This is a genomic window from Cohnella sp. GCM10020058 (assembly GCF_042683485.1).
Lineage (GTDB): Bacteria > Bacillota > Bacilli > Paenibacillales > Paenibacillaceae > Cohnella.
Map to the genome: position 1 here is coordinate 739,307 of NZ_JBHUJV010000017.1, position 13,510 is coordinate 752,816.

Sequence of the window (13,510 nt, forward strand, 5' to 3'; positions counted from 1 at the left end):
ATGACCATGACCGCAACCGGCCAAAAAGGCAGCATCCTATCGTTAAACGGTACCTGGCAGCTGCTCGTCGACCGGGAGAATAAAGGCATCGAGGAACGATGGTTCGACAGCATTTGTTTCGAAGCACAGCCCGCTCCCGTACCAGGCGTCATCCAGCAAGTGTTTCCCGGATACCATGGCGTGGCCTGGTATTGGAAGACGATCGAGGACGACTGCGATCGTTCCGCCGGAGAGCGAACCCTCCTCCGTTTCGGCGCGGTGGATTATCTGGCCGACGTATGGGTGAACAGCAAGCGCGCCGGCTCCTTCGAAGGCGGGGAAACGCCTTTCGAGTTTGACATCACGGATTTATGGGCTGCCGAAGGCGGGAACTTGTTGGCTGTTCGCGTACTGAATCCAACCAATGAACCGATTGACGGCATCGTACTCGGCCAAGTACCGCATCGGAACAAAAATGAAGTCGCGTCGGCCGGCGGGGACTTCAACCATGGCGGGATCAAAGGGCACGTGGATTTGAGGACGGTGCCTGCCGTTTATGTGACGGACGTTTTTGTGCAGCCGGAAATGAATACGGGCACAGTGAAGATCACGACTACGGTGCGCAACGGTCTTGGCGCAGCAAAGGCCGCTGCTTTACAAGGCGCTGTCGCACGAACGGATGGATCCGGGGACACGATTCAAGCCGATCGCATTATCTTGAACGCAGAATGCGGCGAGTCCGTTCATGAGATGACCGTGACGATCCCAAATCCGCGGTTGTGGCGACTCGAAGACCCTTATCTTTATCAATTGACGATCGAGATTCAAACAGCCGGGCAACGCCCGCACAGGCAAACCGTTCGTTTCGGCTTCAAGGATTTTCGGATTGTCGACGGTTTCTTTCACTTGAACGGCAAACGGATCTTCCTGAAAAGCACGCACACGGGTAATGCGACGCCCGTTACGATGAACGTTCAGACCTTATCCGATCATCTCCGCAAAGATCTGTTTTATTTGAAAGCAGCCGGCTTTAATGCGGTCCGGTTTATTGCAGGCGTCGCTTCGCCGGAGCAGCTCGATCTTTGCGATGAAATCGGTTTGCTGGTTTTCGAAGAGACGATGGCCAACTGGTGCTTGAATTTCACGAGCGATCCTAAATATCCGAATCTTCCTTATACCGAGGAAGTCGGGAAGCGGTACGATCACAGCAACGTGGAAATGATCAAACGCGACCGCAATCACCCTTGCATCGCCGCGTGGAGCTTATTGAACGAGACGAACGACGGTCCCGTCTTCGAAAGGGCCGTTGCCTTTCTTCCCACCCTGCGTCGCTACGACGCTTCCCGATTAGTGCTTCTCAACAGCGGCCGCTTTGATTTTCGGTTCAGCATCGGCTCGGCAAGCAATCCCGGCGGCGATTCATGGGAGTATTGCTGGGGGATCGAAGCGCCCGACGCGCCGACGCTTAAGTTCGATCGCCCGTCCGCCGAGGGCAGCGGCGAATTTCATTATTATCCGCCGACGCCGCAATCCGACGAGACGAACAGCTTCCTTCGCCAGATGGGCAAAGACACCAAGCCGGTTTATCTTTCGGAATACGGAATCGCCAGTCTCTTTAACGTGATTAATGAGTGGAGGCACTTTGAACAAGCGGGCGCCAGGACCGACCTGGAGGACGCTTCATGGCTGCAGGAGCAAAGCGAGTCCTTGTACGCGGATTGGAAGCGGCTCGGTCTGGAAGACGCCTATCCGTTTCCGGAAGACATGCTGCGCGACAGCCAACGGCTGAACGCTCGCCAACGCACGTTCGGATTCGATTTGATCCGCTCGAATCCGCGCCTGTGCGGATACAATTTAACCGGCATGCTCGATCACGGCATGAGCGGCGAAGGCATGTGGACGATGTGGCGCGAATGGAAGCCGACGATGTTCGATGCGGTAAGCGACGGGTTTGCCCCGCTCAGGTGGTGCTTGTTCGTGGATGCCATGCATGGCTATTGCGGCCGGGAGATTACGGTCGAAGCGGTTCTGGCCACGGAGGACGTGTTGGCGCCGGGAGCGTATCCCGCCCGATTCAAAGTTTTCGGACCGACAGGCACGGTATGGGAGAAAGCCGTTTCGTTTACCGTTCCGGAGAGCATGCCTTTTGCGGTGCCCGTGATAAAAGAGACAATCCGAATCGACGGTCTGCAAGGAAGTTACACGTTTGCGGCCAATTTGGAACGAGGCGGCGCGCCTTCCGGGGGCGCGGTGAAATTTCAGATGACCGATCCGAAAGCATATCCGCTATGCAACGGACAAGTGACGCTATGGGGGATCGATCAGTCTGTAGAGAATTGGCTCGCAGATCGCGGGTTAAATTGCATACCGCTTCAAGCTGGAGAAGGACCGAACCAGGAAGTCATTATTGTCGGAAATCCGGTAGACGCCTCGAACGAAGAAACCTGGATGCTTCTTAAGCAACGCATGAATAATGGCGCGGCCGTTCTTTTTGCGGACCCGACGCTTTTTATTGACAACGAATCGGCGATTCAATGGCTGCCTCTGACGAATAAAGGCACGTGCAAGCGCATCAAAGAATCGATTTATCATAAGGAATGCGTAGCGAACCGGCATGTCGTATTCGACGGTCTGCAAGGGCCCGGCATTCTCGATATGGACGTTTACGGTCAAGTGATCTCGCATGAGATCTTTTTAGGACAAGATACGCCTTATGAAACGATTTGCGCCGGCTTCAACACGGGACATTATCGGATTCCTCGAGGTTACGAGTCGAGTTTGTTAATCGCTCATTATCAGACTGAAGAGGGCCGGTTTTTCCTGAATGCAATGAACGTTCTGGCGCAAATCGATCGCCATCCGGCAGCGGACCGGCTGCTACTCAATTTAATCCGATATGCGCAAACGACGCTGGGGAGGAATATCTTATGACGCTTTCCCGTACGCCTGAACCCAATTGGTCGCAAATTTCGGGGCGTTACCCCCGGACCCGCTCCAAACGAGTTTATATTCATCCGCCTTTGGCCGATTCGCTGGTCGAGGTCAGGCCGGATCTGACGTTAATCGTTAAGGATGCGCTCGCACGCAAAGGCCAGCTCCGAAGGGGACACGGCTTCTTCGTTAGCGCGTCTGCGGGCGGGGAACCGCAATTTTTCGATTTCCGCAACGTGGAGCAAACGTATTTGTCGCCCAAGGAACCGATCTTATTCTCGTCGCTGCCGCAATCCGGCTTCGATCATCGATTGACGAGCTTGACCTTACCGGAGCCGGATGGCGGCGCGCGCGTACATCTTTATCTTTCAATTGCCAATTTGCATCCGACCCTCGCCAGATCGGCGGATTGGTATTTTGCGAGCGTTGAAGACAAGCATGAGAACTTTTATGTCGATATCAACGAAGATTATGTCCCTTATGACCAGGTCCTTGCGCCTTGGCTAAACGGGATGGATCTCGAGCATCGGGCCATCGATTCCTCAAGCGGGCTCCTGCTCGATCGGCAAGGCGTTACGATTGTGCGGTACGAAGCGGCGACTGGCACGAGCACGGCGTATGCGGCACAAGTCGGCGAATTCGCCAATATCCTTCAGTTTCATATGGAGCTTGCTCCCGGCGAGACCCAAAAAATTCATATCGAAATTTTCGACACGGCGACCGGAAGAACGAATGACCTTGTTTCCATTCAAAATGAAATCCGATTAGATGAAGCTACGGCCATCGAACGATGCAGGCAAGTCTGGAACGCGGCGTTAACCGGGAAAGCAGGCATTCATGTGCCGGAACCGATCATTCAGGATATATTCGATACGGCCCAAGTCAACGCCTTGCAGTTGATCGCGGAAAGAGCGGATGGCGCCGCACTGCCCGGACAAGGCGGATTCAACGAATATATGACGGTGTATTCCTGGGAAGTATCCGCATATTTAAAAATGATGAATCGGCTTGGCTACGGGGATACGGTTAAAAAAACGCTGCAGTATTTTTTAAGCACGCAGGCCGGCAGCAAAGGGCCGGCCGGGGACATCGTGTCTCCCGAGGGATCCTTTCGCGCGCATATTTTCTGGATGTGCGAGACGGGAGCGGTACTCGGGATGCTGGCGGATTATTATTTGACGTCGAAGGACCGAGCGTGGTTCGGCGAGCATCTGCCGGCGATCGTTCAAGCCTGCGAATGGATCGAACGGGAGAGAAGCGCGACTAAAATCATCCAGGAAGACGGCACTAGAGCGGCGCATTACGGCCTGCTGCCGAAAGGACGCGTTCACGATTGGCCGGATCAGGGGCATTTCTTCTTCTCGGACGCGCATACGTGGCACGGTTTGAATCTGATGGCCCTTGCTCTCCAGGAATGGGGTTATGCAGACGCGGCTAAGTACGCGGCGGCGTCCCGGGATTATCGGGAATGTCTGGAAGCGGCGATTGGACGGGCGACCTATTCGTATCCCCCCGGCGAGCAGATCCGCTGGATCTCCAATGAAGCCTATACCGAGCCGGGAGAAAAGAAAGCCGTATATGCGATCGACGGTCCTGCCTGCTTATTGGACACGGGGATTCTGTCCGCCGAGGATTCGCTTGTTCCGGAGATCGAGTATTATATGCGCAGCTACTTTTCCATGGGCGACTTGTTCGCGGTGAGGCTGCCCGGGATGGAAGACGCGGCGCTGGGCAAGCTTCAGGAGCAATATGCGGGCTCGGCGATTGATTTATACTATGTCAACCAGGCGGAGCGAATCTGGCATCGGGTATGGTGCTTGCGCGGAGAACGGGAGAAGGCGCTGCGTTATTTTTATTCGACGATGGCCTTTTCGACGACGCTGGACACCCTTCACGTTCATGAGCGCTTTAGTCCGCAGCTGCCGTGGCTGTCTCCCTGGCAGCCGAACGGAAGCGGCAACGGCCGCGTTATGGAGATGATTCTGAATTCACTGTACCTTTTGGAAGATCGTACGATTAAGCTGCTGCCGTGCGCGCCTGCCGATTGGCTGGAGCCCGGGAAGCGGATCGAAGCGAACCGGGTAGCGACCTATTTGGGCGAGCTATCCTTTAAGCTGACCAGAAGCTCGCTTGACTTGCTTCAAGTCGAGGTTCAACTGCCGAATGGAATTCAGGCGTTCGAAGTAACGTTCGTTTTAAAGAATGGCTACGAAATACGAAAGGTTGAACTGCCTCCCGGAGACGGTCAAAATCGCGAAGGCCGGGCTCCGGAATGGAACGGAAACTTGAGCGGTACGCATCTCTACCTTCCGAATCCGCCGCAGGAACTGAAGTTGCTGCTATGGTTGTCCGAAGAAAAGGGGACGGCTTAATTGGAAGAACTCCTATGGCACGCGCCCGATGAGCCTCCTTTTCAGATCGCCGGATTTGCCTGGCGGACGAAGGAGCGCAAGTATCGCCGGCTGCCGACCGTCGCGCCCGGCGCGATTCGCGAGATTCTGGATGAGCTGGCGAACCATACGTCAGGGGGCCAGATCCGTTTCCGCACGAATGCGACCAAGCTCGCCATACAGGTCAAGCTGTTCGCGCCGAACACCGCGGAGCATATCCCTGCGACGGCCGTTAACGGATTCGACTGCTATCTGGGCGCACCCGGCGAGCAGCGGTATTTCGGAACGACAAGATTTCCATATGATGCCGATCATTACGAGTATGTGTTTTTTGAAGGCCTGGAGGCGGCGCAGCGCTGCGTCACTTTGAACTTTCCGTTATTCCAGGGCGTGCATGAAGTTCGTATCGGGGTAAATCCGAGTGCCGACATCAGCGCGTTTCCGGCGTACGCGTCGGATCGCAAGGTTGTGCTGTACGGAACGTCGATTACGCAGGGAGGCTGCGCATCGCGACCTGGGATGTCGTACACCAACCTACTGAGCCGCAGATTCGACCGGGAGTTTATTAATCTCGGTTTCTCCGGCAACGGCCAGGGCGACCCCGAGATTGCGAGATTCATGACCGAGATCGACGATCCGGGCTGCATCGTCCTTGATTATGACGCCAACAATCCGAATATCGACAATCTGATCCGGACGATGCCCGAATTTATTCGCATTTTGCGAAGCAGGCATGCAAATGTACCGATCCTCGTGCTGTCGCGGATTCCTTATGGCTACGAGCATACGCAAACTTCATCCTGTCTGGATCGAATTGCGAGACGGGATTATCAAAAAGAGTGGGTGGAAGCGCTTCGGCGCCAGGGCGATCGCTTCGTTCATTTTTACGACGGGGCTCATCTGCTCGGGGAGTGCTGGAACGAATGCACGGTAGACGGCGTCCATCCGACCGACCTTGGCTTCATGCGGATTGCCGATGCATTGACGCCGGTACTGGCGCCGATTCTGATATAATAGCAAACAGAAGCTGCGACGCCGAAAATCCGGTTCGCAGCTTCTCGTCCATCAGCATATTTTGTCTTTTTGCCAGCGGATAGAATGATCGAATTCCGTAAACCGGAATTCCTTGCTCTTCCAATAATACTTCAGATCCTCATTGGTCCAGTCCGCATAGAGTTCATCCCATTCAAACGGACCATGAGGCTTCAATGAAGCAGGTTCGATGACTTCGCTTGCCGGCTGATAGCGGTAATCGCACGATAACCGGATCTGACCCGGGATTTGGTTCGGCATCGACTTGTGAACGGTGTGGCTGTGAAAGACGAGCACGTCGCCAGCCTCATAATCGACCGTCTGCCACTCGTAATCAAGTCCGCACAGGATTGATTCCAGCCCGCCGGCTCCAGGGTTGCTCGATACGCCGAGCAGTCCTGCCTGATGGCTTCCTTTAAGCACGGCCAGGCCGCCCAGCTGTCTCGATACGTCGCCCAGCGGCATCCAGCAGGTCCAGGTGTTGGACGCCCCCTGGATATGAAGGAAGTCCTGGTGCGAAGGCGTGATCTTCGCGTCGCGATGCGGGAGCATGACCCGGCCGATATTCCGCGGATGCGGAAACGGCGATTCTTGGAAGAGGGTATAGAATACCGCCAGGATTTCCGGAGAATGGGCCATGGCATGGAATGCTTCAAGCTTTTGAATCCGGTGGTACATCTCGAACGTGACGCCTACGCCGTTCCATTGCAGCTCATCGGAGGTGTAACGGTTGACGGCTTCGATATCGGCCATGCCTTCCAGAAGCGGATACTGCGGGTTCATTACGCCGAAGCTGTCCAGAATGTCCATGACACGCCCTCGGACTTCGAGTACGCGGGCCCGCGGGAGAAGGCCTTTGAAGAACAGAACGCCATCTTCGTTCGCTCTGGCGCGCAATTGATCGGGCTGGTCAAGAAGCGGGCTGGCGTCCGAGAACGTACCTGAGACTGGCTTTCGATCATTGTCCATTACGGGATTCATTATTTGCGTTTCCTCCTCTCGTATTGTTGCCATCATAACATCCAATTGGTGATAATCATTTAGATGGCAGCGGAAAGGATTGTCATTTACCGGAATGGAATCAAGGGAGGGATCACGGTTGGAAGCATTCGTCAAGGCAATCGAAAACGCACAGCCCGTCGTTCATTTTGCGAACCGGTGGGTCGGCGTTCCGGGCGAATCGTTCGGGCCGCGAATCATCGGGGATTATCAATGGATCTACGTGAGGAGCGGGAAAGGCAATGCGAGGATTGGTAACCAGTCGTTCCGCGTTTATTCCGGATGCTTGTTCACCTACGGTCCCGGGCAGCCGCACTGGTTCTGCTCGAGCGAAGACGATCCGCTGGTGTTGTACGGATTGCACTTTGGTTATGAAGGTCATTCCGGCCTAGACGATGTTCTGCGAATGATTCAAAACGTGAATTGGGATCGCTTCGAAAAAATGAACTCCGATGTCCCCGTACCGTTTCCCGCGAGGATGGAGACGGGCGCTTGGCCGCTGCCATACTTCGAGCGATTGGTCGAGGAGTATCGGGGTAACCGAACGATGGGCGCGTTGGTGTTAAGAGGACTGCTCACGGAACTGTTGGCCAGAGTCGCGCGATGGGTGATCGAGGAGCCTGCGCCTGCTTTGCCGCAAGACAAGCGAATCCTTCGCGTGAAAGAAAGCCTGGAAAGCCATACGATGGAGAGCTACCGGACCGATTGGCTGACGGACGGGCTGCCTTTTAGCCATGATTATGTCTCCCGATTGTTTAAGCAATGCTTCGGGCAGACGCCGCGTGACTATCATAACCAGGCCAGGTTGGCCAAAACCCGGCAGTTTCTAGAGGAAACGGACCTTAGCTCCACCGCGATCGCCGAACGGATGAAGTTCGGCAGCGTGCATCATTTTTGTAAATGGTTCAAAAAACATACGGGCATGCAGCCCGGCGCTTACCGCAAAAGAAGCCGTTTCCTGTAATCGCTCAAGAGTAAAAATCGCGATGCGGTCAGGGCTTCATGTTTTGTTCGAGCCGGGCGATAATGATTTCTTTGGCATTCGAGATATGACGCGTCAGCTCGTCCAACGAATCGGGATTCCTCTGAATGACCAGATCTGCCAGCCGACGATGGCTCTCGTAAAATTGCCGGTAGGTCGCGCTGGTCATATTCGTGATTTCCAAAATCGCCTGGAACACGTTCGCCATCGTATTCCATGCCGACAGTAGGGGACTGTTCTCCGCCATCGTCACCAGGCTGCGGTGGAACTGGATGTCGAGAACGGACGTCTCCGCGCTCGACGGCGCGTTCCCGGGAATAGACAGACGTCGTTCCAGGTCCTCCATGGCTTCGAAAAGGGGCCGGAAATGAAAGGAACGACTCGCCAATACTTGTTCGAGCGCTTTCTGTTCGAGCAGCAGGCGCAGCTCGAATAAATCATGCGCTTGCTTGGAAGTGAAGCCGATCACCTCGGTACCGCCGTTAGAGAGATTCAGCACCAGCCCTTCCTGCGACAGCAATTGAAAAGCCGTTCGAATCGGCGCCCGGCTGCAGCCGAGCCGGTCGGCGACTTTTGATTCGATCAAGCGGGACCCCGATTTGTACTCGCCGAGAATAATGTCGGTTCTCAGCCGCTTCACGATTTCCTTCGCCTGAAGCGAACGCGCCAGCGGATCGTCCAATTTGTTCATTTCCTTGATCCACTCCCGCTCGTAATTTCTCATCTTAAGTTTGATTGTACTTCTTTCAAAGGCTTGAATTCAACACAGACATTATGAATACTATAATTATATATTGTATACAAATTATTTGTGTTGTATATTTATTTTGCAGCACTTGTAAAACGTTGCGGGAAAGGAGAGAGCGGGGAGTGAGAAAGCTTGCGATATTGGGCGCGGGTATTTTCGGAGACCGCAGGGAGCGGGAGTTGTTCGAGCCGGCCGGTTATCAAGCCGACTATTATGAATGCGACGATCCACTGGATCTTGCGGATTCGCTAACGGATGTCGAGGGGCTGATCGTAAATCTCGAACAGGTAACGGATGCTTTATTGGACCGCTTGCCGGGACTGAAAGCGATCGGACGATACGGCGTGGGCGTCGACAATATTGATCTTGAAGCCGCTTCCAGAAGGCGAATACCGGTCATTAACGTGCCGGATTATTGCATCGACGAAGTCGCGGAGCATGCGGTCAGCTTCATCTTTGCCGTCAACCGAAAATTGCCGACGGCAACGTCGTTGCCAAGAAAAGGCGATTGGGGAAAAGTGCAAGCGCTTAAACCGATACGCGCGATCAAAGAGACGACGCTCGGCGTCGTCGGGACTGGGCGGATCGGTATGAAAGTGATCGAGATGATGGCTCCTTTCGGCTGCAAGATTCTGATTTGCGATCCATATCTTGCTCATGCGAAGTTGCCTTCCAACGCGGAAATAACCGGCTTCGACGAGCTGCTTGCGCTTTCCGACATCATCACGATCCATTGTCCGTTGACGGAGCAAACCCGTCGCATGTTCTGCACCGATACGTTCACCCGCATGCTGAAGCAGCCGGCCATTATTAACGTCTCGCGCGGGCCGATCATCGACGAACGCGACTTGCTCGCTGCGTTGGACGAAGGCGTCGTATCCTTTGCCGCGCTGGACGTTATGGAGTCGGAGCCGCCGGACAAGGATCATCCCTTGCTCCAGCATCCGAAGGCGATCGTTACGGGACATGCGGCCTGGTATTCCGAGCAATCCGAGAACCGGTTAAGAGATCTGCTTGCCATGCGAATCATGGACTGCCTGGAAGGCAGGCCTGTTCCTTCGATCGTCAACAAATTCAGTAACGAATAACTATTTAACATCAGCCGAGGAGTGATTGTCTCATGCGTATTGGGAACGTGATCCGCGCAGCCGAAGTAAAAACGTTGTTCGTCGACGAAACGTATTCGTCCAAAATGCTCATCGACCGAACGAATTCGGACACGTATAACACCCAGATCAATATGGGAATCGTGGCGCCGGGAGCGAGTCATGCCGATCATAATCATCCGACCGAATATGACGAATTTTATCTGGTGATTAAAGGCCAGGGCATGGTACGTCTGGATGGACAGGAGTACGACCTGCTGCCAGGCGACGTCGCGTTCATTCCGGGCGGCTCCTATCACGCCATCGCTAACAAGAGCGATACGGAAGAGCTGGTCATTTTCACGGTTTGGCCCACGCATCCGGAGGAAGGCGCCAACCCCGTATACGACCTGCGACTTCGGGAATGGGGCAAGTCATACGTGACGAACCATGAATAATTCCGATTCAGAAAGAGGCGTTCATCTATGAGGTTGCAAGGGAAAATCGCGCTCGTCACGGGAGCCGGCAGAGGAATCGGACGCGGAATTGCAATGGAATTGGCAAAAGAAGGCGCCGATGTCGTCGTTCACTACCGCAGCAGCGAGCAGCAGGCCATTGAAACGGCGGAGACGATCCGGACATCGGGCGGAAAAGCGCTGCTCCACCGGGCGGACCTCTCCGACGTCAAGCAGATCGGCGAGATGATGGAGTCCATCCGTGAGCAATGGGGCGGCGTCGATATTTTGGTCAACAATTCGGCGATCGATCCGACGTACGACTTTTTTGAAGTTACGGAAGAACGTTGGGACGAGGTGCTGGACACGAACCTGAAGGGCGGCTTCTTTTGCGCCCAAGCCTGCGCGAGGGATATGGTCAAACAGGGCGAGGGAAAGATTATTTTCATCAGCTCCGTTCATGCGAACACGACGATGCCGCAGTATTCGGCTTACGCGGCGTCCAAGGGCGGGATCAATGCCTTGACCCGCCAGCTTGCGCTCGATCTTGCGCAGTACAACATTCAGGTCAACGCGATCGCGCCAGGCGCCACGGACGTGGAAAAGTTTCACGGCCAACCGGGACACGATCCGGCAGCCATCGGCGCACAGATCCCGCTCGGCCGGATCGGTTACCCGGACGATGTGGCCAAGGTCGTCGCATTTTTCGCATCCTCGGACTCGAATTTTGTCACCGGGCAAGTGTTGACCGTCGATGGGGGCTCCAGCACGCGGTTTTTCCTCAGAACATAAGGGCTAGTCAATCGCATCGAAAGGATGATTAGGGTGGAGTTTGCAGATCGAGTCGTTCTGGTGACCGGTTCAGGCAACGGGATCGGGAAAGCCACTGCATTCGCGTTCGCCAAGGAAGGCGCTTCCGTCGTGATCTCGGATATTGACGGCGGAGCTGCGGAAAGCGTTGCGCGAGAGATTGAAGCCATGGGAGGCAAGGCCATAAGCATTCGAACGGATGTATCGTCCGCCGCGGATGTGGAAAGCCTGTTTGCGGAGATCCATCGGACATATAACCGGCTAGATGTTCTAATTAACAATGTCGGTACGACGATCCGCAAACCGACCGTTAGTTTTACAGAAGAAGAATGGGATTTTATCTATGATACGAACGTCAAATCGATGTTTCTATGCGCGAGGGCAGCCGGTAGATTGATGTTGAAACAAAGGGCGGGGGCGGTGGTCAATATCTCATCCATTCTTGGCGCTGGCGGGGTCAGCCGGCGTCTTCCGTACGCTTCTTCCAAAGCGGCGGTGGACAGCTTTACCCGGACGCTCGCCTGCGAATGGGCACTGGACGGAGTTCGGGTAAATGCCGTAGCTCCCGGATACATTCGAACGGACGGATTAAATCAGGCTTTCAGCGCAGGGATTTTGAAGGAAGACGATATGGTGCGAAGAACGCCGCAGGCGCGTCTGGGCACGCCGGAGAATATCGCCGACGCCGTTCTGTTTCTCTGCTCCTCCAAAGCGGAATATATTACGGGAACGGTTCTTTATGTCGATGGCGGATATTCCGCATATGAAGGGCCGGAGCAGATTCCTTCCTTCCATCACGATCCGTCGGTTTGGAGCGGCGCGTGATTCAGTGTCGAAAGTCGGCAACTGTCTTTATCAGGAGATCAGCTTCTCATTCGGATACACTGTATCACTGTTATAGTTAGCATGACTTTGTTGAGACGTCTGGAGAATATACGAAGAGCAGGGGGAGAGTCGTCCCAATGCTCTTTTTTATTAACTGCAAGGTCTCTCTCCCGAATTCGTATTCTAGTATGGTTGAATGATCTCTTAAGATCTTGACTAATGTGGAAAAAATTGAATATAATCATCAAGGTTGATGATGTATTTGATGCGTATTGTACGTATTATGGAGGGGCGCAATTGAACGGGAAAAAGCGATTGGTTTTGATTTTTGTATTATCTCTTTCTGTTCTTAGTGCATGTAACCAACAACATGACAGAACACCGATCGCTACTAAAATAGATGCAGCTGTTAGCTCTGGCACAAGTATAACAACCAATGCAGCTGCCGAGAAGAAGAAAAATGCTTCGCTGGAAAAGATCAATTCACTATTGATTCAATTAAAAGATATCCAAAGAGAGCAGTTAACAAAGAAGGATTTAGGTTTCCAGGATCTATATTATATACTTGAGGACTTGGAAAAGATCCGCTCATCTTTGCAGTCACTGGAACCGGATGCTGATGCTACAATTAATACGTACATAAATTACTTTAAAGAAACGGATATTAGCTTTAACGAATCTTTGGCTTATTTATACGATCAAGATTATGCTAAGAGTTCGACGACAGCAAGAGATAAAGATTTTAGAGAATTGGACAGCTTCGATATGACATCTATTAAGTCTGCGGCCAATGTAATCGACAATTATGCGCAATCGGTCATTGCTTGGGAAGGTTTCATAGATCCAAGCTTAATGAATTAAAAGTTAGCTTTGAGACTCGGCATTATGAGCCGCTCCCTTCAAACGAGGAGCGGCTTTTTAAATTCAGTCGCACGAGCTCATCCCGAGAGTGAGCGATATTAATCGGCAGAATCATCGGCGTGCGTTTTGTTTCCGCTTATAGATAGACGCTGAGACCTTAATAGGAGGTCACTTCTTGACGCACCTCAATAGATATTATGAATTGTAAAAAATTGATTGTTGCAAGTTTCAGTCTTAATTGTTATGATCTAATTCCTGCCTCACAAAAACGAGGTGGACAAGCAAGTGAAACAAATGTTAGAGATTGCTCCTTGAAAACTGAACATCGAGCGTTAAAACAAACGGACGCTGAAGCCTTTCGGGGTGGAAGCAAAAGTTATACCAGCATTGAATTGAGCAAGTCGAACTACCCT

At 53.3% G+C, this 13,510-nt stretch carries 11 protein-coding genes; 9 read left to right on the forward strand and 2 right to left on the reverse strand.

What is annotated here, in order from left to right; genetic code table 11:
- The 3 genes from ACFSR7_RS30595 to ACFSR7_RS30605 are packed head-to-tail and all read left to right on the forward strand — an operon-like array spanning position 1 to position 6,314.
- Entirely contained in the window at positions 1 to 2,910 is a 2,910-nt protein-coding gene (locus tag ACFSR7_RS30595) for a glycoside hydrolase family 2 protein (RefSeq protein WP_378168145.1), read from the forward strand.
- The gene (locus tag ACFSR7_RS30600) at positions 2,907 to 5,282 is read left to right on the forward strand and encodes a hypothetical protein (protein ID WP_378168147.1); all 2,376 of its coding nucleotides are present in this window, start codon (positions 2,907 to 2,909) and stop codon (positions 5,280 to 5,282) included. The genes ACFSR7_RS30595 and ACFSR7_RS30600 overlap by 4 nt, the downstream gene beginning before the upstream one ends.
- On the forward strand, positions 5,283 to 6,314 hold the full coding sequence (locus ACFSR7_RS30605; protein ID WP_378168149.1) for an SGNH/GDSL hydrolase family protein: 1,032 nt from the start codon (positions 5,283 to 5,285) through the stop codon (positions 6,312 to 6,314).
- A gap of 51 nt (positions 6,315 to 6,365) precedes the next feature.
- Here ACFSR7_RS30605 and ACFSR7_RS30610 read toward each other — a convergent pair whose 3' ends face one another.
- Positions 6,366 to 7,313, reverse strand: a complete 948-nt coding sequence (locus ACFSR7_RS30610) for a phytanoyl-CoA dioxygenase family protein (protein WP_378168151.1) — start codon at positions 7,311 to 7,313, stop codon at positions 6,366 to 6,368.
- 118 nt (positions 7,314 to 7,431) lie between these two features.
- Between ACFSR7_RS30610 and ACFSR7_RS30615 the strand changes: the two genes are divergently transcribed.
- Entirely contained in the window at positions 7,432 to 8,295 is an 864-nt protein-coding gene (locus ACFSR7_RS30615; protein ID WP_378168153.1) for a helix-turn-helix domain-containing protein, read from the forward strand.
- 28 nt (positions 8,296 to 8,323) lie between these two features.
- Here ACFSR7_RS30615 and ACFSR7_RS30620 read toward each other — a convergent pair whose 3' ends face one another.
- Complete coding sequence (locus tag ACFSR7_RS30620) at positions 8,324 to 9,004, reverse strand: GntR family transcriptional regulator (protein WP_378168154.1); 681 nt, start codon at positions 9,002 to 9,004, stop codon at positions 8,324 to 8,326.
- A 179-nt stretch (positions 9,005 to 9,183) separates the two neighbouring features.
- Here ACFSR7_RS30620 and ACFSR7_RS30625 point away from each other — a divergent pair, with 179 nt between their 5' ends.
- The 5 genes from ACFSR7_RS30625 to ACFSR7_RS30645 all read left to right on the forward strand — a co-directional run bounded on the left by ACFSR7_RS30625 (position 9,184) and on the right by ACFSR7_RS30645 (position 13,097).
- The gene (locus tag ACFSR7_RS30625) at positions 9,184 to 10,149 is read left to right on the forward strand and encodes a C-terminal binding protein (protein WP_378168156.1); all 966 of its coding nucleotides are present in this window, start codon (positions 9,184 to 9,186) and stop codon (positions 10,147 to 10,149) included.
- Between the two features lie 32 nt (positions 10,150 to 10,181).
- Positions 10,182 to 10,604, forward strand: a complete 423-nt coding sequence (locus ACFSR7_RS30630) for a cupin domain-containing protein (RefSeq protein ID WP_378168158.1) — start codon at positions 10,182 to 10,184, stop codon at positions 10,602 to 10,604.
- 27 nt (positions 10,605 to 10,631) lie between these two features.
- Positions 10,632 to 11,393: an SDR family NAD(P)-dependent oxidoreductase gene (locus ACFSR7_RS30635; protein WP_378168160.1), complete on the forward strand. Its 762-nt coding sequence runs from the start codon at positions 10,632 to 10,634 to the stop codon at positions 11,391 to 11,393.
- A 33-nt stretch (positions 11,394 to 11,426) separates the two neighbouring features.
- On the forward strand, positions 11,427 to 12,236 hold the full coding sequence (locus tag ACFSR7_RS30640) for an SDR family NAD(P)-dependent oxidoreductase (RefSeq protein WP_378168162.1): 810 nt from the start codon (positions 11,427 to 11,429) through the stop codon (positions 12,234 to 12,236).
- A gap of 297 nt (positions 12,237 to 12,533) precedes the next feature.
- Entirely contained in the window at positions 12,534 to 13,097 is a 564-nt protein-coding gene (locus ACFSR7_RS30645) for a hypothetical protein (protein ID WP_378168164.1), read from the forward strand.
- Positions 13,098 to 13,510: the final 413 nt, after the last annotated feature.